At 73.7% G+C, this 23,848-nt stretch carries 23 protein-coding genes; 15 read left to right on the forward strand and 8 right to left on the reverse strand.

Going from position 1 to position 23,848, the window contains the following annotated elements; translation table 11 throughout:
• Positions 1–61: 61 nt before the first annotated feature.
• From B124_RS24215 to B124_RS24235, 5 genes are all read left to right on the forward strand, one after another.
• A complete protein-coding gene (locus B124_RS24215; protein WP_496505047.1) occupies positions 62–820 on the forward strand; it encodes an SDR family NAD(P)-dependent oxidoreductase in 759 nt (252 codons plus the stop codon).
• Positions 821–1,108: 288 nt separating this feature from the next.
• Positions 1,109–1,720 carry a histidine phosphatase family protein gene (locus tag B124_RS24220; protein ID WP_496505048.1) on the forward strand — a complete coding sequence of 204 codons (612 nt, stop codon included), beginning with the start codon at positions 1,109–1,111 and terminating at the stop codon, positions 1,718–1,720.
• Between the two features lie 200 nt (positions 1,721–1,920).
• A complete protein-coding gene (locus B124_RS24225; protein ID WP_496505049.1) occupies positions 1,921–2,880 on the forward strand; it encodes a hypothetical protein in 960 nt (319 codons plus the stop codon).
• A 139-nt stretch (positions 2,881–3,019) separates the two neighbouring features.
• Complete coding sequence (locus tag B124_RS24230; RefSeq protein WP_496505050.1) at positions 3,020–3,709, forward strand: DUF3558 family protein; 690 nt, start codon at positions 3,020–3,022, stop codon at positions 3,707–3,709.
• Between the two features lie 124 nt (positions 3,710–3,833).
• A complete protein-coding gene (locus tag B124_RS24235; protein ID WP_496505077.1) occupies positions 3,834–5,297 on the forward strand; it encodes a DUF2637 domain-containing protein in 1,464 nt (487 codons plus the stop codon).
• A 43-nt stretch (positions 5,298–5,340) separates the two neighbouring features.
• Here the strand turns inward: B124_RS24235 and lysS are convergent, their stop codons facing one another.
• Positions 5,341–7,059: a lysine--tRNA ligase gene (lysS, locus tag B124_RS24240; RefSeq protein ID WP_496505051.1), complete on the reverse strand. Its 1,719-nt coding sequence runs from the start codon at positions 7,057–7,059 to the stop codon at positions 5,341–5,343.
• Positions 7,060–7,212: 153 nt separating this feature from the next.
• Between lysS and argS the strand changes: the two genes are divergently transcribed.
• The 6 genes from argS to B124_RS24270 all read left to right on the forward strand — a co-directional run bounded on the left by argS (position 7,213) and on the right by B124_RS24270 (position 11,995).
• Positions 7,213–9,021, forward strand: coding sequence for an arginine--tRNA ligase (argS, locus tag B124_RS24245; RefSeq protein WP_496505052.1), 1,809 nt, complete (start codon positions 7,213–7,215; stop codon positions 9,019–9,021).
• A 73-nt stretch (positions 9,022–9,094) separates the two neighbouring features.
• A complete protein-coding gene (locus tag B124_RS24250) occupies positions 9,095–9,481 on the forward strand; it encodes a type II toxin-antitoxin system RelE/ParE family toxin (RefSeq protein WP_496505053.1) in 387 nt (128 codons plus the stop codon).
• Positions 9,478–9,816 carry a helix-turn-helix domain-containing protein gene (locus tag B124_RS24255; protein WP_496505054.1) on the forward strand — a complete coding sequence of 113 codons (339 nt, stop codon included), beginning with the start codon at positions 9,478–9,480 and terminating at the stop codon, positions 9,814–9,816. Before B124_RS24250 ends, B124_RS24255 begins: the two co-directional genes overlap by 4 nt.
• On the forward strand, positions 9,813–10,019 hold the full coding sequence (locus B124_RS24260; RefSeq protein ID WP_496505055.1) for a hypothetical protein: 207 nt from the start codon (positions 9,813–9,815) through the stop codon (positions 10,017–10,019). Before B124_RS24255 ends, B124_RS24260 begins: the two co-directional genes overlap by 4 nt.
• A gap of 135 nt (positions 10,020–10,154) precedes the next feature.
• Positions 10,155–11,003 (forward strand): alpha/beta fold hydrolase, encoded by an 849-nt coding sequence (locus B124_RS24265; RefSeq protein WP_496505056.1) that lies wholly within the window; start codon positions 10,155–10,157, stop codon positions 11,001–11,003.
• 5 nt (positions 11,004–11,008) lie between these two features.
• Positions 11,009–11,995 carry a quinone oxidoreductase family protein gene (locus B124_RS24270; RefSeq protein WP_496505057.1) on the forward strand — a complete coding sequence of 329 codons (987 nt, stop codon included), beginning with the start codon at positions 11,009–11,011 and terminating at the stop codon, positions 11,993–11,995.
• 29 nt (positions 11,996–12,024) lie between these two features.
• Here B124_RS24270 and B124_RS24275 read toward each other — a convergent pair whose 3' ends face one another.
• Positions 12,025–12,639, reverse strand: a complete 615-nt coding sequence (locus B124_RS24275; RefSeq protein ID WP_496505058.1) for a helix-turn-helix domain-containing protein — start codon at positions 12,637–12,639, stop codon at positions 12,025–12,027.
• Positions 12,640–12,694: 55 nt separating this feature from the next.
• Here B124_RS24275 and B124_RS24280 point away from each other — a divergent pair, with 55 nt between their 5' ends.
• Positions 12,695–13,762 carry an NAD(P)/FAD-dependent oxidoreductase gene (locus B124_RS24280; RefSeq protein ID WP_496505059.1) on the forward strand — a complete coding sequence of 356 codons (1,068 nt, stop codon included), beginning with the start codon at positions 12,695–12,697 and terminating at the stop codon, positions 13,760–13,762.
• A 29-nt stretch (positions 13,763–13,791) separates the two neighbouring features.
• Positions 13,792–14,439, forward strand: coding sequence for a class I SAM-dependent methyltransferase (locus B124_RS24285; protein WP_496505060.1), 648 nt, complete (start codon positions 13,792–13,794; stop codon positions 14,437–14,439).
• 287 nt (positions 14,440–14,726) lie between these two features.
• Here the strand turns inward: B124_RS24285 and hemB are convergent, their stop codons facing one another.
• The 6 genes from hemB to B124_RS24315 form a co-directional block, all read right to left on the reverse strand.
• Positions 14,727–15,731 (reverse strand): porphobilinogen synthase, encoded by a 1,005-nt coding sequence (gene hemB, locus B124_RS24290; RefSeq protein ID WP_496505061.1) that lies wholly within the window; start codon positions 15,729–15,731, stop codon positions 14,727–14,729.
• A gap of 210 nt (positions 15,732–15,941) precedes the next feature.
• On the reverse strand, positions 15,942–17,672 hold the full coding sequence (locus B124_RS24295; RefSeq protein WP_496505062.1) for a bifunctional uroporphyrinogen-III C-methyltransferase/uroporphyrinogen-III synthase: 1,731 nt from the start codon (positions 17,670–17,672) through the stop codon (positions 15,942–15,944).
• Positions 17,669–18,715 carry a hydroxymethylbilane synthase gene (gene hemC / locus B124_RS24300; RefSeq protein ID WP_496505063.1) on the reverse strand — a complete coding sequence of 349 codons (1,047 nt, stop codon included), beginning with the start codon at positions 18,713–18,715 and terminating at the stop codon, positions 17,669–17,671. Before hemC ends, B124_RS24295 begins: the two co-directional genes overlap by 4 nt.
• Positions 18,712–20,133, reverse strand: coding sequence for a glutamyl-tRNA reductase (locus B124_RS24305; protein ID WP_496505064.1), 1,422 nt, complete (start codon positions 20,131–20,133; stop codon positions 18,712–18,714). The genes hemC and B124_RS24305 overlap by 4 nt, the downstream gene beginning before the upstream one ends.
• Complete coding sequence (locus B124_RS24310; RefSeq protein ID WP_496505065.1) at positions 20,130–20,924, reverse strand: redox-sensing transcriptional repressor Rex; 795 nt, start codon at positions 20,922–20,924, stop codon at positions 20,130–20,132. Before B124_RS24310 ends, B124_RS24305 begins: the two co-directional genes overlap by 4 nt.
• Positions 20,925–21,067: 143 nt before the next feature.
• Positions 21,068–21,352, reverse strand: a complete 285-nt coding sequence (locus B124_RS24315) for a glutaredoxin family protein (protein ID WP_496505066.1) — start codon at positions 21,350–21,352, stop codon at positions 21,068–21,070.
• 204 nt (positions 21,353–21,556) lie between these two features.
• Here B124_RS24315 and B124_RS24320 point away from each other — a divergent pair, with 204 nt between their 5' ends.
• Positions 21,557–22,537, forward strand: a complete 981-nt coding sequence (locus B124_RS24320) for an HAD family hydrolase (protein ID WP_496505067.1) — start codon at positions 21,557–21,559, stop codon at positions 22,535–22,537.
• A 337-nt stretch (positions 22,538–22,874) separates the two neighbouring features.
• A complete protein-coding gene (locus tag B124_RS24325; RefSeq protein WP_496505068.1) occupies positions 22,875–23,684 on the forward strand; it encodes an ECF subfamily RNA polymerase sigma factor, BldN family in 810 nt (269 codons plus the stop codon).
• Positions 23,685–23,848 lie beyond the last annotated feature (164 nt).

Consider the following 23,848-nt stretch of genomic DNA (forward strand, 5'->3'; position numbering starts at 1 on the left):
GGTCGTGACGTACCGCAGCCCGCCCCGCCGGAACCCCCGCCGACCTGCTTATCCTTGCGGTATGCCTACCGCAGTCGTCACCGGAGCGAGCAGCGGCATCGGCGCGGCCACGGCCCGCCAGCTCGCCGCCGCCGGCCACCACGTCGTCCTCACCGCCCGCCGCAAGGACCGTATCGACGCACTCGCCGCCGAGCTGACCGCCGCCGGGCACTCGGCGACCGCGTACGCCCTGGACGTCACCGACCGCGCCGCCGTGGACGCCTTCGCGGCCTCCCTCGAAGGCTTCCCCTCCATCGACGTCCTCGTCAACAACGCCGGCGGCGCGCTGGGCACCGAGCAGGTCGAGGCCGGCGACCCGGCCGACTGGCGGGCGATGTACGAGGTGAACGTCATCGGCACGCTCAACCTCACCCAGGCGCTGCTGCCCGCCCTCGTCGCCTCCGGCGACGGCACGGTCCTCATCGTCACCTCCACCGCCGGCCACGGCGTGTACGAGGGCGGCGGAGGCTACGTCGCCGCGAAGTTCGCCGAGCACAGCGTCGCCCAGACCCTGCGGCTGGAGCTGAACGGCCGGCCCGTGCGGGTCATAGAGATCGCGCCGGGGATGGTCCGCACCGAGGGCTTCGCGGTGACGCGGATGCGCGGCGACGAGGAGAAGGCCGCCGCCGTGTACGCGGGCGTGAAGGAGCCGCTGACGGCGGAGGACGTGGCGGACACGATCACCTGGGCGGTGACCCGGCCGGCGCACGTGAACATCGACCTGCTGGTCGTACGGCCCCGGGCGCAGGCGTCGAACTACAAGGTGCACCGCGAGCCGTAAGACCCCGGCACCGGCACAGACCCCGGCACCGGCACCGGCACCCGAACGGCCGCGCCGCGGCAGCCGCCGCGCCCGCGGGGCGGGAGAGTCGTCGTATCGCCGCCGCCGCGGGAAGGACGTGCTGCCGCGCCCCGGGCCCGTACCGCAGGGGAGACCGGCCCGCCGGCGGGCAACTCGGCGACCGCCCCCGGGCGTTCCCACCCCTGACACCGCGGAGAGAACCGCGGAGAGAACCGCGGAGAGAACCGCGGAGAGAACCGCGGAGAAAGCAAGGAGGACCAGCCGCCCATGGGTGACCTGCTGCTCGTACGGCACGGCGAGACCGAGTGGAGCCGCACCGGCCGCCACACGGGGCGTACGGACCTGCCGCTGACCGACGTCGGCGAGGACCAGGCCCGCGCGCTGGCCCCGGTGCTCGCCGGCCGCCGCATCGCCGCGGTGCTGTGCAGCCCCCTGCAGCGCGCGGTGCGCACGGCGGAGCTGGCGCTGCCCGGCCGCCGCGGCACGGTGCTGGAGCCGCGGCTGCAGGAGTGGGACTACGGCGGCTACGAGGGCCTGACCACCCCCGAGATCCAGGCCGGGCGCCCGGGCTGGAACCTGTGGCACGACGGCGTCCCGGCGGGCGGCCCCGGCCACCCCGGCGAGACGCTGGCGGCCGTGGGCCACCGCTGCGACGAGGTGCTGGCCGTCGCCGACGCGGCGCTCCACGACGCGGTCGGCGACGTGCTGCTCGTCGCCCACGGACACGTCCTGCGCGTCCTCACCGCCCGCCGGCTGGGCCAGCACCCGGCCGCCGGCGCGCTGTACCGGCTGGAGACGGCGACGCTGTCCGTCCTCGGCACGGAGCACGACCGGCCGGTGCTCCTCGGCTGGAACATCCCCGCGCGCAGCCCGCAATGACGTGCGCAATGACGTGCGCAATGACGTGCGGAACGGCGTACGGAATGCCCGTCTCCCGCGCCCATGGGACAAGATAGGCGGGTCAACCGCCCGGTACCGGACACCCGACCGGACGAACGGGCCGGACGTGCGATAAACATGGTGGTCGTCTGCCACCCGCGGGCGGCACCATGTCCTGAAGTCGGAAGGAGCCTTCTCCCGTGCAGCGAAGGGCACTCGCGCAGGCCGTCGCGACGGCCGCCGTGCTCGCGGTCGCGACGGCCGGCTGCACCGGCTCCGACGAGAGCAGCGGCGCCGTCGACAGCCAGTCCGGCGGGGCCGGCGCCAGTTCCGCACCGGTGCCGTCGGGGAAGTACACGACGCTGCCCGAGCCGTGCACGGCACTGAGCACCGGCACGCTGGAGGACCTGCTGCCGGGGGCGAACGAGGCGAGCGACGACGAGGCCGACGACGCCGAGGAGGTCCTGGCGGGCGAGCCGGACCTGACGTACGACGCCGACCGGCAGGTGGGCTGCCGCTGGGAGCGGGAGACCACGGAAGGCGGGCACAAGCTGGAGCTGCAGTTCGAGCGGATCGTGTCGTACGACGACGAGGTCAGCGACGACGAACAGGCCGCCCAGATCTACGCGGAGCGGGCCCGGGAGCACGACGTCGACGTGTCGAGCAGCGCGCCCGACCTGCCGGACAAGGCCGACACCGGCAGCGCCTCCGGCGGCGCCACGGACGACAACGACCCGCCGACCGGCGGCAAGGGCGGGGACGCGACGGACGCCCCCGCTTCCGGCGCGGGCGGCGAAGGCTCCGAGGACGGCACGGCCGGCGGCCCGGACGAGAGCCCCGGCGACGGTACGGGCGACGCCTCCGGCACCGGCTCCCCCGACGACAGCTCCAGTCCCGACGACGGCTCCAGCCCCGCCGAGACCATCGCCCCCCGCCTCCTCGACGACATCGGCGACGAGTCGTTCCTCGACGACAGGACCGCCGGCGCCACCTCCGGGGTGCAGCGCGAGGTGACAGTGGTGTTCCGCACGTCGAACGTCGTGGTGACCGTCACGTACGACCAGTGGCACACCGCGGGCGGCGAGCCGCCGGACAGCGCTGAGCTGCAACAGCGCGCCCAGCAGGTGGCCGAGCAGCTCGCCGGCCAGCTCGCCGGCTGAATCCCCCGGCCGCCCGGACCGCCGTACGCCGTCGGCGGCTGCGGGTACGCTCGCTAGCCGGAGCCCGCGAGACGCCCGGCCCCAGGGCGTCGCGCCCCCCGCTCGCGGGCCGCTCCGACGACCGAGTGATGAAGGACCCATGCACCGCGCTACGACCCGCATCCCCCGAGCCCTGGCCGCCGCGGCCGTGCCCGTGATACTCGTCACCGCCGGCTGCTCCTCCTCCGACGACGGCGGCATCGGCGACAGCAGCAATCCGAGCAGCGCCGCCGAGTCCCCCGAGAGCAGCGAGCCGCAGATCGAGCCGGCGAAGTTCGCCAAGCTCCCCGACCCCTGCGACGCGCTCGCGGAGGACAGCATCAAGGACCTGGTGCCGGGCGCGAAGAGCACCGCAGGCACCGCCGGGAAGTCCGCCGACACCGCGCAGCGCAGCAGTTGCTCCTGGACCGGCCTGAAGGGCTACCAGTGGCGCTGGCTCGACGTCTCCTACCAGCGCTACGACTCCGACCCGGCGGTCGGCAGCGGCGCCGATCGCGCCGCGGAGTACTACGGCAAGCAGATCGCGGCAGCCGAGGCCACCGAGGGCGCCAAGGGCATGCAGTCCTCGGCGGCGTCCGGGCTGGGCGAGAAGGCCACGAAGTTTACGTACGAGACGACCAAGGACAAGCAGGACTACCGCAAGCAGATCGTCGTCGCCCTGCACGAGAACGTCGTCGTCAGCGTCAACTACCAGGGCGCCGGCTTCCAGGGCTCGGATCAGCCCAAGGCCGCCGACCTGCTCAAGGACGCCGAGAAGGCGACCAAGGAGGCCCTGACGGCGGTCAAGTGACCGAACCTGCATACGCAAGCCCGTACAGCCGTGCGAGGCTAGCGTGGCTCCGGGCCGGTCCCGGGGCGGCCGGTGATCGCCAGCGGAGAGGGAACGGCGCGTGGACAGGGCTCCTGCGATACGCATGAACCGGACGCACCGCATACTCATCGCCGTCGTCGTCCTCGGCGCGGTGGTGATCGCGGCGATCGGCTTCGCCGGCTCGTATGCGGCCGTGCGCGACCTCGCCGAGAAGAAGGGCTTCGGCGACTTCGCGGCCTTCTTCCCCATCGGCATCGACGCGGGCATCGTGGTGCTGCTGGCCCTCGACCTGCTGCTGACGTGGATACGCATCCCGTTCCCGCTGCTGCGGCAGGCGGCGTGGCTGCTGACGGCGGCGACGATCGCGTTCAACGGCGCGGCGGCCTGGCCCGACCCGCTGGGCGTCGGGATGCACGCGATCATCCCGGTGCTCTTCGTGGTGGCGGTGGAGGCGGCGCGGCACGCGATCGGGCGGATCGCGGACATCACCGCCGACAAGTACATGGAGGGCGTGCGCGTCTCGCGCTGGCTGCTGGCCTTCCCCTCCACGTTCCGGCTCTGGCGCCGGATGAAACTGTGGGAGCTGCGGTCGTACGAGGAGGTCATCCGCCTCGAACAGGACCGCATGGTCTACCGCGCCCGGCTGCGCGCCCGCTACGGCCGCGCGTGGCGGCGGCGGGCGCCGGTGGAGGCGGTGATGCCGCTGAAGCTGGCGCGGTACGGGGTGCCGCTGGCGGAGACGGCGCAGGCGGGCCTGGCGGCGGCGGGCATCGACGCGCCGCTGCGCCCCCCGGGGGCGAGGGCGGAGTTGGAGGGCGGGCCGGTACGGGGGACGGAGGCGGCGCCGGTCGCCGAGCCCGTAGAGCGCACGCACCCCGGACCGGTCACACAGCCTGCCCAGGCCGCGGCGCCGATACGCGCCGCCCAGACCGCCCAGCCCGCGGAGACCGCGCACTCCGCCCAGCCCACGCAGGTCGCGGAGACCGCATACGCCGGGTACGCCGGACAGCCGGCGCCCGCCCAGGCCGCGTACCCGGCCCCGGCACCCGCACCCGCGCCGCACGCCGAGCCGACGCAGTCCGCCCCCGCCACCGCCTACGCCCCGGTCTCGGCCCCCGCGCCCGTCCCCGTACCGGAACCCGGGCCGCTGCCCCTGCCCGAGCCCGCCGCCACCATCCCCGGCCCGGCGCCCCGCCGCGACCTGCGCGCCCCCGCCGCCGTCAACGGCCATCCGCGGTCCGCGCCGCAGGCGCCGTCCTTCGTCGCCCCGCCGCCCCCGGAACCCGAGCCCGAACCGGAGCCCGAGCCCGAGCCGGTCGCCGTCGACGACCCCACCGAGGTCGTCGGCCTGCCCGACGGCATTCCGTACGACGACGCGCTCTTCGGCTTCTACCGCCAGTTCGTGCTCGACGAGGGCCGCTTCCCGTCCCCGCGGCCGTTCGCCCGCTACCTGCGCGACGTCCACGGCGTGCGGTACGCCGACGGCAGCGCGCTCAGCGAGCGCTACCTGCGCACGTACCTCCCCGAGCTGCGCGAGCGCTACAACCAGGGCATGGGCACCGCCTGACCTGCCGGCGGCGCCCCCCGCGCCCCCCCCGGCGCCCCCGGCGTCAGCCGCCCAGCAGCTCCCGCACCCGCTCCTGCCCCACCGCCAGCAGCAGCGTCGGCAGCCGCGGCCCCGTGTCGCGGCCCACCAGCAGCCGGTACAGCAGCGCGAAGAACGCCCGCTGCTCCGCCTTCAGCTCCGGCGTCGGCTTCGCGTCCGCCGGCAGCCCGGCGCGCAGCTTGGGCACCCCGTACAGGAGCGACGTCAGCCCGTCCAGCGACCAGTGCTCGTCGAGGCCGGCCAGCAGCAGCCGCAGCAGCTCCCGCTCGTCCGCGCCGAGCGACGCCAGCAGCTCCGCGTCCGCGTCCTTGCGCACCTGCGTCCGCTGGTCCGCCGGGACCTGCGTGGTGATCCAGCGCTCCGCCTTGTCCAGCCGCGGTCGCGCCTCGGCCAGCGACGTCAGCGGACGATCCGGGTCGACGTCGGCGAGGATGCGCAGGGTCTGCTCGTCGTCACCGGCGGTCACGTCGGTCACCGAGGCGAGCATCCGGTACGGCAGCGGGCGCGGCGTCGCCGGCAGCGGCCCGGCCGCCGTGCCCGCGGCGCGCTCGTACGCCGCGACGTCCCCCGGCTGGGCCGTGTCCGCGCCGACCTTGCGGACGAGGGCGTCCCACTCGTCGTACGTCCGCTGGATCTCCTGGTCGAAGGCGACCTTGAAGGACTGGTTCGGCCGCCGCCGCGCGTACAGCCAGCGCAGCAGCATCGGCTCCATGATCTCCAGCGCCTCGGCGGGCGTCGGCACGCCGCCCTTCGACGACGACATCTTCGCCATGCCGCTGATGCCGACGAACGCGTACATCGGGCCGATGGGCCGCTCCCAGCCGAAGATGCCGACGAGCTTGCCGCCGACGTTCCAGGAGGAGCCGGGCGAGTGGTGGTCGACGCCGGAGGGCTCGAACACCACGCCCTCGTACGCCCAGCGCATCGGCCAGTCGACCTTCCACACGAGCTTGCCGCGGTCGAACTCCGCGAGCCGCACCGTCTCGCCGTGGCCGCAGGCGCAGGTGTATGTCAGCTCGGTGGTCTCGCTGTCGTAGGCGGTGACCGTCGTCAGGTCGCGCCCGCAGACCCCGCAGTACGGCTTGTACGGGTAGTACGCGCCGCCGGCCGTCAGGCCGTCGTCCTCGTCGGCGGCGCCGGAGCCCTCGGCCGCCACCAGCTCCGCCTCGTCCACGGGCTTCTGCTGCCTCTTCTGCGGCTTCGGCTTCGTGCGGAACTCTGCGAGGACCGCGTCGATCTCGGCGCGGTGCTTCATCGCGAAGAGGATCTGCTCCCGGTACGCGCCGGACGTGTACATCTCCGTCTGGCTGATGCCCCGGTACTCCACGCCCATCTCGGCGAGCGCGCCCTCCATGGCCGCCTTGAAGTGCGCGGCCCAGCTCTCGTACGGGCTGCCCGCGGGCGCGGGCACGGAGGTCAGCGGCTTGCCGATGTGCTCCGCCCAGGACTCGTCCACGCCCTCGACGCCGACGGGCACCTTGCGGAAGCGGTCGTAGTCGTCCCAGGAGATCAGGTGCTCGCAGGGGACGCCGCGGCGGCGGATCTCGTCGGCCACCAGGTGCGGGGTCATCACCTCGCGCAGGTTGCCGAGGTGGATCGGCCCCGAGGGGGACAGGCCGGAGGCGCAGACCACCGGTTTGCCGGGGGCTCGACGCTCCGCCTCGGCGATGACCTCGTCGGCGAAACGGGAGACCCAGTCGGCGGCCTCGGCGGTGGCACCCACAGTCCTGTACTTCCTCTCTCAGCGCTCTCTCAGCGCTTCTCAGCGCCTTCTTTGCGGAGCTTGCGTGCCCCCATTCTCCCAAACAAATCACTTGGCCCTGCATGGGATACTGAGGGCCCGTCCCACCTCCCGAAGGAAGCGGCGATCACGAACATGGCCTCAGTCCCGTCCCTCGCGACCCGGGTCCGTCAGCGCGTCGCCGACGCTATCGGGGCAACCCTGTCCGGCAACCCCGCGGACCCTTCCCCTCGCCCTTCGGGCTGGGGAGACCCCATGCTGCGACGCAGCGACCGGGCGGACTTCCAGGCCAACGGGATGCTGGCGCTGGCGAAGCGGCTGAAGGCCAACCCGCGGGAGCTGGCCGGCCAGGTCGCCGCGGAGGTCGACGCGGGCGACGTGCTCGCGGAGATCGAGGTGTCCGGGCCCGGCTTCCTCAACATGACGGTGACGGACGCGGCGATCACCTCGAACCTCGCCGCCCGCGCCGCGGACGACCGCCTCGGCGTCCCGTACGCGGACGCCCCCGGCACGACCGTCGTCGACTACGCGCAGCCGAACGTCGCGAAGGAGATGCACGTCGGGCACCTGCGCTCGGCCGTCATCGGCGACTCGGTCGTACGGCTGCTGGAGTTCACCGGCGAGACCGTGGTCAGGCGCCACCACATCGGCGACTGGGGTACGCAGTTCGGCATGCTCATCCAGTACCTGGACGAGCACCCGCACGAGCTGGACCACGGCGCAGCGGACGGCGCCGCCGTCTCCGGCGAAGAGGCCGCCTCGAACCTCAACAGGCTCTACAAGGCCGCCCGCGCCGTCTTCGACGCCGACGACGCCTTCAAGGAGCGGGCCCGGCGCCGGGTCGTAGCGCTGCAGTCGGGCGACCCGGAGACGCGGGCGCTGTGGCAGCGGTTCGTGGACGAGTCGAAGCTGTACTTCTTCTCCGTCTTCGACAAGCTCGACATGGAGGTCAGGGACGCCGACATCGTCGGCGAGTCCGGCTACAACGACATGCTGGACGAGACCTGCGAGCTGCTCGCCGAGGCCGGCGTCGCGGTCGACTCCGAGGGCGCGCTGTGCGTCTTCTTCGACGACATCAAGGGCCAGGACGGCCAGCCGGTCCCGCTGATCGTGCGCAAGTCCGACGGCGGCTACGGCTACGCGGCCACCGACCTGTCCGCCATCCGCGACCGGGTGTTCAACCTCAAGGCGCAGAACCTGCTCTACGTCGTGGACCACCGGCAGTCGCTGCACTTCCGGATGGTCTTCGAGACGGCCCGCCGGATGGGCTGGCTCGACGGCGACGTGACGGCGGCGCAGCTCGCCTTCGGCACGGTCCTGGGCAAGGACGGCAAGCCGTTCAAGACCCGGGCGGGCACGACGGTGCGGCTGGAGGACCTGCTCGACGAGGCGATCGACCGGGCTTCGGCGGTCGTGCGGGAGAAGGCTGACAAGGCGGTGCCGCCGCTGACGAAGGCGGAGATCGCGGAGCGCGGTGCGCAGGTGGGCATCGGCGCGGTGAAGTACGCGGACCTGTCCACGTCCGCGGTCCGGGACTACAAGTTCGACCTGGACCAGATGGTGTCCCTCCACGGCGACACCTCGGTCTACCTGCAGTACGCGTACGCCCGCATCCACTCCATCCTCCGCCGCGCCGGCGACACGGCCACCCCGGCGCCCCACCCGGAGCTGCCGTTGGAGCCGGCGGAGCGGGCGCTGGGCCTGCACGCGGACGGCTTCGCGGCGGTGGTCGCGGAGGCGGCGGAGGAGTACGCACCGCACAAGATCGCGGCGTACCTCTACCAGTTGGCGTCGCTCTTCACGACCTTCTACGAGCACTGCCCGGTCCTGAAGGCGGACACCCCGGCCCAGGTGGAGAACCGCCTCTTCCTCAGCGACCTCACCGCCCAGACCCTCCACACCGGCATGGCCCTCCTCGGCATCCGCACCCCGGAGCGCCTCTGAGGCCGCAGCCTCGAACGGGTGACGAGAGCCGGTTCGCCGTCCGGCGCTGCCGGGCCGGGTCTAGCGTGCGGGGGTGCGCCAGGATGAGTCGCCGTACATCGTCGAGGTCGAAGCCGAGGTCAGAGCCTGGCTTGAGGATCTGTACCTCCGGCTCTACCTACAGGTGGAGGAGAAGGTCGGCATGCTCGTCGACGCTCCGACGACCCTGGGGGAGCCGCACTCACGGCACCTCGGCGGAAAGCTCCGCGAGCTGCGCTTCCGGCTCGGCGGCCGTTCCACACGGGTCACCTACTGGCTCGCACCTGAGAGGCGCATCGTCCTGCTGACGGTCTTCCACAAGACCAAGATGCGCGAAGCCGAGGAAGTCGAGCGGGCGCACCGGGTCCAGAAGCTGTGCGAGGCCGAGCACGGACGGGCCACGCAGCTCTACACTCGCCACACGGAGGTGCGTCGTCCATGAACCACAGCCGCTGGAAGCTCGCGCGGGAACGCAAATTCGCTCACGGGCATGCCGAGCCGCCCGAGGTTGTCGGCGAGCGCGAGCTGGTCCGGCTATGCCTGGCCCTGGGGCAGGCGGTGCACGACCGGCGGGAGGCCTTGGGCCTCTCGGAGAGCGAACTCGCCGAGCGCCTCGGGATCTCCGTCGACGAGCTCGAAGGTGTGGAGCTGGGCGATCCGGACAGCTTCCGCCCCGCTCTGCTCGCCCGCCTCGCCCAGGCACTGGAAGCGGACGTCGACCTGCGCCTCACCGTCGGCGGCGGAACCGCGGTCAGCTTCCACACTCGCGCCGCGTGACCGACCCGGGGATCAGCCCACCGCACTCGCCGCCGTATTCCTCAGACCCCACCGCCGCAGTGCTGATCAACGCCGATGAGCTGGCGGATCTGGAGGAAGCCAACGCGGTCCTCGCGTACAAGCTGCGCCGGGCGCTGGGACAGACCGGCGACACGGTGCCCGCCGCCGAAGCCCGCCGCCGCGTCTTCGGCTCCGACGAGTGAACGTCACCTGGGGCCCCAAGGCCATGGCCGCCGCCCAGCTCTACGTTGGCCGCGCCGACGCCTGAAGCAGCACATCCACGCACATGGCGAACCATCGCGCGATGGCCGCGGAACTGCTCACGTACGCTGATCGTCATGAGCGACTGGGAGTTGCCGCGGACCTTCGCCAGTGACGTCGGTGAGGTCCGCTGGGACCGGCTCGGCCCCGCCGAGGGGGCCGCCGATCGGGCGCGGCCCGTGGTGCTGCTGCACGGGACGCCGTGGTCCTCGTACACCTGGCGGGCCGTCGCCCGCGCGCTGGCGCGGGGGCGTGAGGTCTATGTCTGGGACATGCCCGGATACGGGCAGTCGGAGAAGCGCGACGGGCAGGACGTCTCACTCGACGCGCAGGGGCGGATCTTCGTCCAACTGCTAGATCATTGGCAGTTGGACGAGCCGCTGGTCGTCGCGCACGACTTCGGCGGTGCCGTCGCGCTGCGCGCGCACCTCCTGCACGGCGCCGCGTACCGCGCGCTGGCCCTCGTCGACCCCGTCGCCCTCGCCCCCTGGGGCTCCCCGTTCTTCCGCCTCGTACGGGACCACGCCCCCGTCTTCGAGCAGCTCCCGGCCGCGCTGCACACCGCGCTGGTCCGCGAGTACATCGGCACCACCGGCGGCCCCGGCCTGCACCCCGCCGTCCTCGACGCCCTCGTCGCCCCCTGGACCGACGACGCCGGCCGCCCGGCGTTCTACCGCCAGATCGCCCAGGCCGACCAGCGCTACACCGACGAGATCCAGCCCCGCTACGGCGGCATCCGCCTGCCCACGCTCGTCTGCTGGGGCACGGAAGACACCTGGATCCCGGTCGCCAAGGCCCACGAGCTGGCCGCCCTCATCCCAAGCGCCCGGCTGGAGCTGTTCGAGGGCGCGGGCCACCTGGTCCAGGAGGACGCCCCCGCCGAACTGACCGCCGTCCTGCAGACGTTCCTTTCCGAACAGGAGTGAGCCTGATGCGTGCCGTTGTGGTGGAGAAGCCCGGACCCGCCGAGTCGCTGAGTGTGACGGAGACGCCCGCGCCGACGCCCGGCCCGGGTGAGATAACGGTCGACGTCTCGTACGCGGGCGTGGGGTTCGTGGACACGTTGTTCCGCGCGGGGGCCTTCGAGCTGCCCCTGCCGTTCGTGCCGGGGATCGAGGCCGCCGGGCACGTGCGGGAGGCGGGTCCCGGGGTCACCGGGTTCGAGCCGGGTGCGCCGGTCGGGGTGCTGCTCAACGACTTCGGACGCGGCCCGCGGGCCGGCGGCTACGCCGAGGTGGCCGTCGCGCACGCCTCGATGGCCACCGTGCTGCCTGAGGGCGCCGATCTGGCCCGGATGTGCGCGGTGCTGATCAACGGGGTCACGGGGTGGCTCGCGCTGCACGACCTGGCCCGCGCCACCGAGCGGGACACCGTGCTGGTGCTGGGCGCCGGCGGCGGGCTCGGCAGCATCACCGGGCGGCTGGCCGCCGCGCACGGGGTGCGCCGGGTCGTCGGCGTGTTCGGCAGCGAGGCCAGGAAGCCGGCGGACGGCGGCGAGTGGACGGACCTCGTGCTGGCCGCCGACCTGGAGGCGGCGGTCGCGGAGATCGCCGGGGCGGGGGGCGTCGACGTCGTGATCGACCCGGTCGGCGGCGACCTCCGTACCCGCGCCTTCGGCCTGCTGGCGCCCTTCGGCCGGCAGGTGCTCGTCGGCAACGCCAGCGGCCAGGACCCCGCCCTATCGGGCGACGCGGTGTGGCTGAACAGCCGGCAGCTCCTCGGCCTGAGCCTCGGCGGCGTCGCCCACGCCGTGCCGGAGCGGGTGGGCGCCGCGCTGTCGGCGGTGGTCGGCCTCGTACGCAGCGGTGCCGTAGCCGAGCCCGCACCCGCCGTGCTGCCCCTGGACCGGGTGGCCGAGCTGCACGCGGCGCTGGAGAACCGGACCGCCCCGGCGAAGACGGTGCTCGCCGTCCGCTGAAGGACCGGTAGCGGACCGGTAAGTGCCGGTCAGGACGCCGACTTCGGCCGGGCGCGCAGGTGGGCGCGTTCGCCCTGGCCGCCGAAGAGGCTGAGGAACTCCACCGGCTCGTCGTCGGCGGCGCCGAACCAGTGCGGCACGCGGGTGTCGAACTCGGCCGCCTCGCCGGGTTCGAGGATCAGGTCGTGCTCGCCGAGCACGACGCGCAGCCGGCCGCTCATCACGTACATCCACTCGTAGCCCTCGTGCGTGCGCAGATCCGGCTCCCGGCGCCCGCTGCTCGCCGGCAGGATCAGCTTGTACGCCTGTATGCCGCCGGCCCGGCGGGACAGCGGCAGCATCGTCATGCCGTTGCGGGTGACCGGCCGCATGTGGATGCGCGGGTCACCGGTGGGCGGGGCGCCGACGAGCTCGTCGAGGGTGACGCCGTGGGCACGGGCCAGCGGCAGCAGCAGCTCCAGCGTGGGGCGGCGGCTGCCGGACTCCAGCCGGGACAGGGTGCTCACCGAGATGCCGGTGGCCGCGGACAGCTCGGCGAGCGTCGACTCGCCCTGGCGGCGCAGCTCGCGCAGCCGGGGGCCGACGGCGGCGAGGGCGGGGGCGGGCTCGGCGCCGGGGTCGGGGGTGCTGCCTGTGTCAGCCATACGAACAGTTTGCCATAACGGCAAAAGCGTTTGCACCTTCTGCGGGTCCGGCCGCATGGTCGTCGGCATGGAGGTGATCGACGTGACGGACACGGCCGAGATGACCGGTGAACTTGCACCGAGCTACGACGTGGCGGTGGTCGGCGGTGGCGCCGCCGGACTGAGCGGCGCCGTGATGCTCGCCCGCTCCCGCCGCTCGGTGGCGGTGATCGACACGGGTGAGCCGCGCAACGCCCCGGCGGAGGGCGTGCACGTACTGCTGGGCCGCGAGGGCATGCCGCCGGGCGAGCTGCTGGCACGCGGGCGGGCTGAGGTCCGCGGCTACGGAGGCCACGTGGTGACCGGCGAGGTCACCGGGGTCACCAGCGACCCGGACGACGACGCGGACGACGACGCAGCGGACGGCGAAGGGGACGGCGCGGACGGCGGCGGCGCCGGTGGCTTCACCGTCACCCTCGCCGACGGCCGGTCCGTACGCGCCCGGCGCCTCCTCGTCACCAGCGGCCTCGTCGACGAGCTGCCCCCCGTGCCCGGCCTGCGGGAGCTGTGGGGCCGGGACGTGCTGCACTGCCCGTACTGCCACGGCTGGGAGGTCCGCGACCAGGCGATCGGCTTGCTGGCGACGGGGCCGGCGGCCATGCACCACGCGCTGCTGTTCCGGCAGTTGAGCGCCGACGTCACGTACTTCGTGCACACCACGCAGCCCCCGGCCGGCGAGGACGCCGAGCAGTTGGCCGCCCTCGGCGTGCGCGTCGTCACCGGCGAGGTCACGGCCCTGGAGGCCGTCGGCGGCCGGCTCACGGGCGTACGGCTCGCGGACGGCACCGTCGTGCCGCGCCAGGCGCTCGCGGTGGCCCCGCGCATGGTGGCCCGCGGCGGGTTCCTGGCCGGCCTGGGCCTCACGCCCGTCGCGCACCCGACCGGCGCGGGCGAGCACTTCCCCGCCGACGCCACCGGCCGCACCGACGTCCCCGGCGTGTGGGCCGCCGGCAACGTCACCGACCCGATGGCCCAGGTCCACGCCGTCGCGTCGGCCGGTGCCATGGCCGGCGCGCACATCAACGCCGACCTCGCCGCCGAGGACGCCCGCCGGGCGGTCGCCGCCCGCCGCGCTCTGGTCTGACGCACGTACCGACATTGAGGGAGATGAGGATGACGAACCCGACGGAAGAGTTCGGCGAGGCGTACTGGGAGGAGAAGTACCGCGGCCGGACCGCGATCTGGAGCGGCCGGCCCAACACCCAGCTCGTCGCCGAGGTCACGGACCTGCCGCCGGGCACCGCCCTGGACGCCGGCTGCGGCGAGGGCGGCGACGCCGTCTGGCTCGCCGAACGCGGCTGGCGGGTGACCGCGGTGGACATCTCCGCCACCGCACTGGACCGCGCCCGCGCCCACGCCGAGGCGCGCGGCGCGGAGGTCGCCGGGCGCATGACGTGGATACGGGCCGACCTGACCGGCACCGCGCCGGCCGGCGGGCCGTTCGACCTGGTCACCACGCACTACGTACACACGACGGCATCCCGCCAGGCGCTGCTCCGCGGCCTCGCGGCGGCCGTCGCGCCGGGCGGCACGCTGCTCGTCGTCGGCCACCACCACACGGACCCGCGCGCCGCGGAGATCACCGCGGAGCACCCGGAGGTGCACTTCACCGCGGAGGACGTGGCGGCGGACCTGGCACCGGCGGACTGGGAGATCGCCGTGGCGGAGGTCAGGACCCGGCGGGCCCCCGTGGGCCACGAGCCGCATGGCGGCGAGCCCGTCGAGTACCACGACGCGGTGCTGCGGGCGCGGCGCCGCTGACGCGGTCCCGTACCAACCGGGGCGGCAGGGGCACGGAGGCCGGCCACGACCCGACACCGCCCCGGCGGCCCGGTTCCAGCGGCCTCACCGGCCGGGCCGCCCCTGCGGCCCGGCTGCGGCGCGCAGCCCGGCGGCCCTCAGGCCCCGGACGGGGACAGAACCCGCGCTACACGACACCGCCGCCGACGCTGCCGGTCCCGGCGGGACCGGTCGGCGACAGGGGACCCGGCCGGCTCCGCGCCGACCGGCCCGGCGACGCGGTTGACGCCCCGCAGCCCCGCGGAGCGTCAGCCGCGCAGCTTCTGGGCCGCCTCGACCGCCCAGTACGTGAGGATCATCTGCGCCCCGGCCCGCCGGATCCCCGTCAGCGTCTCCATCATCGCCGCGTCCCGGTCGATCCAGCCGCGCTCCGCCGCCGCCTCGACCATCGCGTACTCGCCCGAGATCTGGTACGCCGCCACCGGCACGTCCGCCTCGTCGGCCACCCGGCGCAGCACGTCGAGATACGGCCCCGCCGGCTTGACCATCACCATGTCCGCGCCCTCGGCGAGGTCGAGAGCCAGCTCCCGCAGCGCCTCGCGGCCGTTCGGCGGGTCCTCCTGGTACGTCTTCCGGTCGCCGCGCAGCGAGGAGTTGACCGCCTCGCGGAACGGCCCGAAGAAGGCGGAGGAGAACTTCACGGTGTACGCGAGGACCGCCGCGTCCTGGTGCCCCGCCCGGTCCAGCGCCTCGCGGATCACCGCGACCTGGCCGTCCATCATCCCGCTGGGCCCCAGCACGTGCGCCCCGGCGTCCGCCTGCACGACGGCCATCTCCGCGTACCGTGCCAGCGTCGCGTCGTTGTCGACCCGGCCGGCGGCGTCCAGCACCCCGCAGTGCCCGTGGTCGGTGGTCTCGTCCAGGCACACGTCGGACATGATCACCAGGTCGTCCCCGACCTCCGCGCGCACGTCGCGCAGCGCGACCTGGAGAATGCCGTCGGGGTCCGTGCCGGCCGAGCCGATCGCGTCCTTCTTGTGCTCCTCCGGCACGCCGAAGAGCATGATCCCGCCGATGCCCGCGGCGACCGCCTCGGCGGCGGCCTTCTTCAGGGTGTCGCGGGTGTGCTGCACGACGCCGGGCATCGAGGCGATCGGCACCGGCTCGTCGGTGCCTTCGCGTACGAAGGCCGGCAGGATCAGCTCCGCCGGGTGCAGCCGGGTCTCGGCGACCATGCGCCGCATGGCGGGCGTGGTGCGCAGCCGCCGCGGGCGGATGACGGGACCGGCGACAGGGACGTCGGTGTCGGACACGTGTGCTTACCTCCGTGGGCGAAACTCCGGATGCGCCCCGCGCCCCGCCTGACCGGGGAGCACGCACGGACGCGCCCCCCATCTGGCGGCGGGGGGCCGGATGCATCCACCGTACGCCCCCGCCGGAGGGCCCCGCGGCGGCCCCCGTCAGCTCCCGGGAAGCCCGCGGCCCCGCCGGTTCCGCCCGGCTCCCGGGCCCCGTCAGCCCCGTCAGCCGGTCGTCGTCGTACGCGCCCGCCGCCGCGGCCTGCGCTCGCTGGGCCGGGTGACGTGCTCCCCGGCCTCAAGCGCCGCCGCCCGGCGCCGCGCGCCGAACTCCGCCAGCGCCTCGGCCAGCTTGTGCACGGACGGCTCCGGCGCCATGACGTCGACCCGCAGCCCGTGCTCCTCCGCGGTCTTCGCCGTCGCCGGGCCGATACAGGCGATGACCGTGACGTTGTGCGGCTTGCCGGCGATGCCGACGAGGTTCCGTACCGTCGAGGACGAGGTGAACAGCACGGCGTCGAACCCGCCGCCCTTGATCGCCTCGCGGGTCTCGGCCGGCGGCGGCGACGCGCGCACCGTGCGGTACGCGGTGATGTCGTCGACCTCCCAGCCCAGCTCCTTCAGCCCCGCCACCAGTGTCTCGGTAGCGATGTCGGCGCGCGGCAGGAACACCCGGTCGATCGGGTCGAAGACCGGGTCGTACGGCGGCCAGTCCTCCAGCAGCCCGTGCGAGGACTGCTCGCCGCTGGGCTGCAGGTCGGGCCGTACGCCGAACTCCACCAGCGCCGCCGCCGTCTGCTCGCCGACCGCGGCGACCTTTATCCCGGCGAAAGCGCGGGCGTCGAGCCCGTACTCCTCGAACTTCTCCCGTACCGCCTTGACGGCGTTGACGGAGGTGAAGGCGATCCACTCGTACCGCCCGGTGACCAGGCCCTTGACCGCCCGCTCCATCTGCTGCGGGGTACGCGGCGGCTCCACGGCGATGGTCGGCACCTCGTGCGGCACGGCGCCGTACGAGCGCAGTTGCTCGGACAGCGACGCGGCCTGCTCCTTCGTCCGCGGCACGAGCACGTGCCAGCCGAAGAGCGGCTTGGACTCGAACCAGGCCAACTGCTCGCGGCGGGCCGGCGCGCTCTGCTCCCCGACGACCGCTATCACGGCCTGTCCGGCGTCCGGGGACGGCAGCACCTTCGCCGACTTCAGCACCTGCGCGACGCTGCCGAGCGTGGCGCTGAACGTCCGCTGCCGCGTCGTCGTGCCGGCGAGCGTGACCGTCATCGGGGTGTCCGGCTTGCGGCCCGCGGCGACCAGCTCGCGCGCCGCCGCCGCGGTGGCCTCCAGGGACGTCTGCACCACCAGCGTGCAGTCGCTCGCGCCCGCCTCGCCCCACATCTGCTCCGAGGCGGTCGCGGCGTCCACGACGCGGACGTCCGTGCCCTGCGGGTCGTGCAGCGGGACGCCGGCGTACGCGGGCACGCCGACGGCGGTCGCGACGCCGGGCACCACCTCGAAGGAGATGCCCTCGGCGGCGCACGCGCGCATCGCGTGCGCGGCGCCGCCGTCGAGGCCCGGATCGCCCGCGACGGCATGCACGACCCGCCTGCCGGCGCGCGCGGCCTCCATGACAAGATGGCCTGCGTCAGCGGCCGTTGGCGGTTCGTCGTCCCCCTCGGCCGCCGACGTATGCACCGCGGCGGCAGGCGCCGACGTGTGCGGCGTGACCGCGCCGGCGCGCGCGTGGGCGCGTACGACGGCGAGGACTTTCGGATCGGCGATCAGGACGTCCGCGGCGGACAGTGCTTCCACGGCGCGCAGCGTCAGCAGTCCGGGATCTCCGGGTCCGGCGCCCAGGAACGTGACGTGCCCGCGGGCGGCGGGTCCGGGCGGGCGGGCCGCGCCGGTCGCTGTGGTGCGCGCCGACGCGCTGGCCTTACGGGTCGAAGGCGTGGGGCTCAAGGTCGCTCCCCCATCAGACCGGCCGCGCCCTTGGCGAGCATCTCTTCCGCGAGCTCGCGTCCGAGCGCCACGGCGTCGTCGTACGACGCCGGCACGGGGCCGGTGGCGGACATCTGCACCAGCGCGGAGCCGTCGGGGGTGCCGACGACGCCGCGCAGGCGCATCTCGGTGAGTGTGGACGCTGTGCCCTTGCCGGCCCCGGAGGGACCCTCCGCGTGCAGGTCGGCGAGCGCGCCCACGGGCGCGCTGCAGCCGGCCTCCAGGGCGGCGAGCAGCGTCCGCTCGGCGGTGACGGCGACCCGCGTCTGCGGGTCGTCGAGCTCCGCGAGCTGGGCGGCCAGGCGCGCGCTCGACGAGGCGCACTCGACCGCCAGGGCCCCCTGGCCGGGGGCGGGCAAGACTGCGTCGAGGGGGATCAGCTCGCTGGCCTCGGCCAGCCGGCCGAGGCGGCTGAGCCCCGCGGCGGCGAGCGCGACGGCGTCGAGCTCGCCCTGGTGCACGTACCCGATGCGGGTGTCGACGTTCCCGCGGACCGGGACGGTCTCGATCGCACCGCCCAGGGAGCGGGCCCAGGCGTGCAACTGGCAGGCGCGGCGCGCCGAGCCGGTGCCGATACGGGGCCGGCCGCCGGCGGCGAGCAGTTGCTCGAAGCCGCGGCCGTCGCGGGCGACGAGCACGTCGCGCGGGTCCTCGCGGGGCGGCACGGCGGCGATGACCAGCTCCTCGGGCTGCTCGGTCGGCAGGTCCTTCAGCGAGTGCACCGCGAGGTCCACCTCGCCGTGCACCACGGCCTCGCGCAGGGCGGCGACGAAGACGCCCTGGCCGCCGATCTCGGACAGGTGCTGGCGGGACACGTCCCCGTACGTGGTGATCTCGACCAGCTCGACGGGGCGCCCGGTGAGGCGGCGTACCGATTCGGCAACCTGCCCGGACTGCGCGAGCGCAAGCTTGCTCCGCCGCGTGCCGAGGCGCAGCGGACGCTGGAAGCGCGGGGCTCCCTGCGCCCCGGCCTCCTGCGCCGGCGTCGGCTTGGCTGCGGTCATGACGGCTCCCGTTCACTGCGTGCGCTGGCCGCCGCGCGGCCGGAGTCCGCGCGGCTGACGGCGTCGACGGCGGCCGGGTCGAGGTCGAAGAGCTCCCGCAGGGCGTCCGCGTACCCCGCTCCACCGGGGGTGGCGGCCAGCTCCTTGACCCGTACGGTCGGCGCGTGCAGCAGCTTGTCCACGACGCGGCGCACGGTCTGCGCCACCTCGGCCCGCTGACGTTCGTCGAGCCCGGGCAGCCTACCCTCCAAACGGGCGATCTCGCCCGCGACGACGTCCTGGGCCATGGTCCGCAGGGCGACGACGGTGGGCGTGATGCTGGCGGCGCGCTGCGCGGCCCCGAAAACCTCGACCTCTTCGGCCACGATGGCCCGTACCTGGTCCACGTCGGCGGCCATGGGCTCATCGGCGGAGGCCCCGGCGAGGGCCTCGATGTCGACGAACCGGACGTCGGACGTCTGGTGCAGCGCGTGATCGATATCACGGGGCATGGCCAGGTCAAGCAGAGCGAGACCGCCTCCGGCGCGGCGGCGCAGCGCGGCGTGGACGTCGTCGGCCGTCAGCACCAGGCCCGTCGCGCCCGTGCACGACACGACCACGTCCGCGGCCACCAACTCGTCCGCGATGTCCTCCACCCGCACCGCACGGGCCACCGGTCCCTCCGTCGCGCGGGACGGCTGCGCCGGGATCGCCCCAGCCGAACCGGCCGCCCCCGCCGGAGGCGACCCGCTCAGGCCCGCCGCCAGGCGCTCCGCGCGCTCGTACGTGCGGTTGGCAATCACCAGCTCCGCCGCCCCGGCCCGCGCCAGCGTCGTCGCCGCCAGCGACGACATCGACCCCGCGCCGATCACCAGCGCACGGCGCCCCGCCACCCACTCGCCCACGGGCGCGCCCGCCGCGAGCTGCGCGAGGCCGAACGACACCAGCGACTGCCCCGCCTTGTCGATCCCCGTCTCGCTGTGCGCCCGCTTGCCGACCCGCAGCGCCTGCTGGAAGAGATCGTTCAGCGTCCGGCCCGCGGTGTTCAGTTGCTGCCCGAGCGCCAGCGACTCCTTGATCTGCCCGAGGATCTGCCCCTCGCCGACGACCATGGAGTCCAGCCCGCAGCCCACCGTGAACAGGTGGTGCACGGCGCGGTCCTCGTAGTGCACGTACAGGTGCGGCGTCAGCTCCTCCAGGCTCGCGCCCGCGTGCTGCGCCAGCAGCGTCGACAGCTCGGCGACGCCCGCGTGGAACTTGTCCACCGCCGCGTACAGCTCGATCCGGTTGCACGTGGCCAGCACCGCCGCCTCGGTGACCGCAGCCGCGGCCACCGCGTCCGCGAGCAGCTTCGCGCGCGCGTCCGGCGCGAGCGAGGCCCGCTCCAGCACGCTCACGGGCGCACTGCGGTGACTGAGGCCGACGACGAGGACACTCATGCGGGCATCACGGCGGGCACGTCCCCGTCGGGCCCCTGCCCGGTGCGCTTCTTCACGGCGGCGGGAGCCGCCGCCCCGCGCGCACCGCCCTGCGCCGCGGCGGCCTCCGCCTCGCGCAGCTCGGCCTCCTCACCGGCCTTGCGCTGCTCGTGGAAGGCGAGGATCTGCAGCTCTATCGACAGGTCGACCTTGCGCACGTCGACGCCGTCGGGGACGTTCAGCACGGTCGGCGCGAAGTTGAGGATCGAGGTGACGCCCGCCTCCACCAGCCGGTCGCAGACGGCCTGCGCGGCGCCCGCCGGGGTGGCGATGACGCCGATGGAGACACCGCTCTCCTTGATCAGCGGCTCCAGTTCTTCGGTGTGCCGCACGGTCAGGCCCGCGACCTGCTTGCCGGTCATGGCCCGGTCGGCGTCGATGAGCCCGGCGACGCGGAAGCCGCGGGAGGCGAAGCCGCCGTAGCCGGCGAGGGCGGCGCCGAGGTTACCGATGCCGACGATGACCACGGGCCAGTCCTGGGTCAGGCCCAGCTCGCGGGAGATCTGGTAGACGAGGTACTCGACGTCGTAGCCGACGCCGCGGGTGCCGTAGGAGCCGAGGTACGAGAAGTCCTTGCGCAGCTTCGCCGAGTTGACGCCGGCGGCGGCGGCCAGTTCCTCGGAGGAGACCGTGGGCACGGAGCGCTCGGAAAGCGCCGTGAGGGCCCGCAGATAGAGCGGAAGCCGGGCGACGGTGGCCTCGGGGATCCCTCGGCTTCGGGTCGCCGTTCGGTGAGTTCGGCCAGTTGCCACAGTGCTCCTGACGCTAGCGCGGTGCCGCGTACGGCCCGCCGGGGCGAAACCGCACTGATGGGAGAAGGCTATGCCTTTGTGAACGCGTGCACAAAGATAGTGTCCGCTTTGTCCGGGCAAAGTGACGGGCGTCACCATGTGGCTCACGACCGCAGCGCCCTGCGCAGTCTGTCCGGGTCGACCCGCCAGAAGTCGTGCTGCTCACCGTCCACGAGGACCACCGGGATCTGCTCCCAGTAGCGCCGGTACAGCTCCTCGTCCTGCGTGATGTCCTTCTCCTGCCAGCCGGCACCCAGCTCCGCACAGACGGAGACGACCACCTCGCGCGCCTCATCGCACAGATGGCAGCCGGGCTTGCCGATGAGGGTCACGGTCCGGTCGGCGGGGGCGGGCGCGGAGGCGGCGGTCCTACGTCGCAACAGGCTCATGTCATCGATTGTGCCGCCCCGCACGCGCATCCGGAGCCGCCCGCAAGTGAGCAGAAACGGAGGCGAAGCGGGCGCAGAACGAACACGGCCAGGCGGCACACGCGCAGAGCCGGGTAGAAAGCGCCGGGAAGTTCACGCCCGCGCCCGCGGAGGCCCGGCCCCACGACACCGGTTGACCCCCCTCACACCGTTATGCTCATCGGCATGGCCGCATTCGGATGGCTCAGCCGCAGACGCCGCGCGACCGCGCGCAGCGTCGCCGCCGGCGAGGCCGCGGCAGAGGCGGCGCGCAAGACGTCACAGGAACTGGAGCACGCCACGCAGGCGGAGGCCGAAGCCGCGCTCGCGGAAGGCGCCCCGGCGGTCGGCGGGGCGGCGGAAGAGGAAGCGGAACCGGCCTTCCCCGTGCACGGCGACGTGCACGCGGCGGCCTTCTTCGACCTCGACAACACGATCATGCAGGGCGCCGCGCTCTACCACTTCGGCCGCGGACTGTACAAGCGCAAGTTCTTCCGCACCCGCGACCTCGCCCGGTTCGCCTGGCAGCAGGCGTACTTCCGCCTCGCCGGCGCCGAGCACTCCGGGCACATGGAGGACGCACAGTCCAGCGCGCTCTCCATCGTGCAGGGCCATCGCGTCGCCGACCTCATGGAGATGGGCGAGGAGATCTACGACGAGTACATGGCCGAGCGCATCTGGCCCGGCACCCGCGCGCTGGCACAGGCACACCTCGACGCCGGCCAGAAGGTGTGGCTCGTCACCGCGGCCCCCGTGGAGACCGCGACGATCATCGCCCGCCGGCTCGGTCTGACCGGAGCGCTGGGCACCGTCGCCGAATCCGTCGGCGGCGTCTACACGGGCCGGCTCGTCGGCGAAGTGCTGCACGGCCCCGCCAAGGCCGAGGCCGTACGCGCCCTGGCCGCCGCGGAGACGCTGGAGCTGGCGCGCTGCGCCGCGTACAGCGACTCGGCCAACGACATCCCGATGCTCTCCCTCGTCGGCCACCCGTACGCGATCAACCCCGACGCGCGGCTGCGCAAGCACGCGCGCGAGCACGGCTGGCGGCTGCGCGACTACCGTACGGGCCGCAAGGCGGCGCGGGTCGGCATCCCGGCCGCGGCGGGCGTCGGCGCGGTGGCCGGCGGCGCCGCCGCGGCGGTCGCCCTGCAGCGCCGCCGCCGCTGAATCGGGCGCACTTGCACCACTCCCGGCCGACACCCCAGGCCCCGCCGTCAACCGGGCGCCGACAGCGTACCTGTGACCGATTCCTCCGGGAAACACACAACACGCCCGTGAACCAGGCAGTTCGTGTCACTTACCGATCAAACTCAATCCGACGGCCGATACTTGAGAAGTCGTCAATAGGCTATGGATCGGACGGAAACGGTGATTTGAGCAACTGGAGGTAGCGCGCCCGACACGAAGCGTTATTCTCCTCAGACGCAATCCGGTGCCCGCGCATACCTACGTCGGTCAACGGTCCCGCACTGAACGTGATGGAAGCACTGCCTCTGGGAGTCCCGTGTACCCATACGTCGGGGTTGACGCCTCAGGTCTGGCTACGCTGCGCGCGCAGGTAATCGAGCAACTGCGCCTCTTCTCGCCCGCCCTGGCCGTCGCCGGCCCCGCCGCCAGTCCCGCCGCCGGCCCGGTGGCCGCAGGCCCCGCCTACGCCCTCACCGACGGCAGCGCCGCGGTCGGCAGCAGGCGCCGGCAGGCCGGCGGCGCGGGCACCCGCGAGCGCAGCGGGCGGCAGACCAGGCAGCCGCAGCCCTCGACCGGCGACAGCCGCCGCATGATGGACCTGGTCGAGCGTGCCCAGTCCGGCGAGACCGAGGCATTCGGCCGGCTCTACGACCAGTACGCCGACACCGTCTACCGCTACATCTACTACCGCGTCGGCGGCCGGGCGACGGCCGAGGACCTCACCTCGGAGACCTTCCTGCGCGCCCTGCGCCGCATCGGCACGTTCACCTGGCAGGGCCGCGACTTCGGCGCCTGGCTGGTGACGATCGCGCGCAATCTGGTCGCGGACCACTTCAAGTCGAGCCGGTTCCGCCTGGAGGTCACCACCGGCGAGATGCTGGATCCCAGCGAGACCGAGCGCAGCCCCGAGGACTCCGTACTGGAGTCGCTGTCCAACACCGCGCTGCTGGAGACCGTGCGCAAGCTCAACCCGCAGCAGCAGGAGTGCGTGACCCTCCGCTTCCTGCAGGGCCTGTCGGTCGCCGAGACCGCCAAGGTGATGGGCAAGAACGAAGGCGCGATCAAGACGCTGCAGTACCGGGCGGTGCGCACCCTGGCCCGGCTGCTGCCGGACGACGCCCGCTGACGGGGAGTGGTCTCCCTTGCCTGTTGCGATACCCGGGGTAACTCCGCCGACCGAAGTAGTATCAACGCCACCGCGTAACCCGACTGCCCTGCCCGTCGTTGAGCGGGTAGCAGGGCTTCTCCGGCCACGGCCTGTCCACCTTGGCTCACTCCTTCGAGTGAAAT

This window comes from Streptomyces sp. CNP082 (assembly GCF_059570535.1).

What these genes read in the sequence shown, in the direction of transcription:
- B124_RS24215 (WP_496505047.1), top strand. Translation starts at nt 62, where the DNA reads ATGCCTACCGCAGTCGTCACCGGAGCGAGCAGCGGCATCGGCGCGGCC.
- B124_RS24220 (WP_496505048.1), top strand. Translation starts at nt 1,109, where the DNA reads ATGGGTGACCTGCTGCTCGTACGGCACGGCGAGACCGAGTGGAGCCGC.
- B124_RS24230 (WP_496505050.1), top strand. Translation starts at nt 3,020, where the DNA reads ATGCACCGCGCTACGACCCGCATCCCCCGAGCCCTGGCCGCCGCGGCC.
- B124_RS24235 (WP_496505077.1), top strand. Translation starts at nt 3,834, where the DNA reads ATGAACCGGACGCACCGCATACTCATCGCCGTCGTCGTCCTCGGCGCG.
- argS (WP_496505052.1), top strand. Translation starts at nt 7,213, where the DNA reads ATGGCCTCAGTCCCGTCCCTCGCGACCCGGGTCCGTCAGCGCGTCGCC.
- B124_RS24255 (WP_496505054.1), top strand. Translation starts at nt 9,478, where the DNA reads ATGAACCACAGCCGCTGGAAGCTCGCGCGGGAACGCAAATTCGCTCAC.
- B124_RS24265 (WP_496505056.1), top strand. Translation starts at nt 10,155, where the DNA reads ATGAGCGACTGGGAGTTGCCGCGGACCTTCGCCAGTGACGTCGGTGAG.
- B124_RS24270 (WP_496505057.1), top strand. Translation starts at nt 11,009, where the DNA reads ATGCGTGCCGTTGTGGTGGAGAAGCCCGGACCCGCCGAGTCGCTGAGT.
- B124_RS24275 (WP_496505058.1), bottom strand. Translation starts at nt 12,639, where the DNA reads ATGGCTGACACAGGCAGCACCCCCGACCCCGGCGCCGAGCCCGCCCCC.
- B124_RS24280 (WP_496505059.1), top strand. Translation starts at nt 12,695, where the DNA reads ATGGTCGTCGGCATGGAGGTGATCGACGTGACGGACACGGCCGAGATG.
- B124_RS24285 (WP_496505060.1), top strand. Translation starts at nt 13,792, where the DNA reads ATGACGAACCCGACGGAAGAGTTCGGCGAGGCGTACTGGGAGGAGAAG.
- hemC (WP_496505063.1), bottom strand. Translation starts at nt 18,715, where the DNA reads ATGACCGCAGCCAAGCCGACGCCGGCGCAGGAGGCCGGGGCGCAGGGA.
- B124_RS24305 (WP_496505064.1), bottom strand. Translation starts at nt 20,133, where the DNA reads ATGAGTGTCCTCGTCGTCGGCCTCAGTCACCGCAGTGCGCCCGTGAGC.
- B124_RS24315 (WP_496505066.1), bottom strand. Translation starts at nt 21,352, where the DNA reads ATGAGCCTGTTGCGACGTAGGACCGCCGCCTCCGCGCCCGCCCCCGCC.
- B124_RS24320 (WP_496505067.1), top strand. Translation starts at nt 21,557, where the DNA reads ATGGCCGCATTCGGATGGCTCAGCCGCAGACGCCGCGCGACCGCGCGC.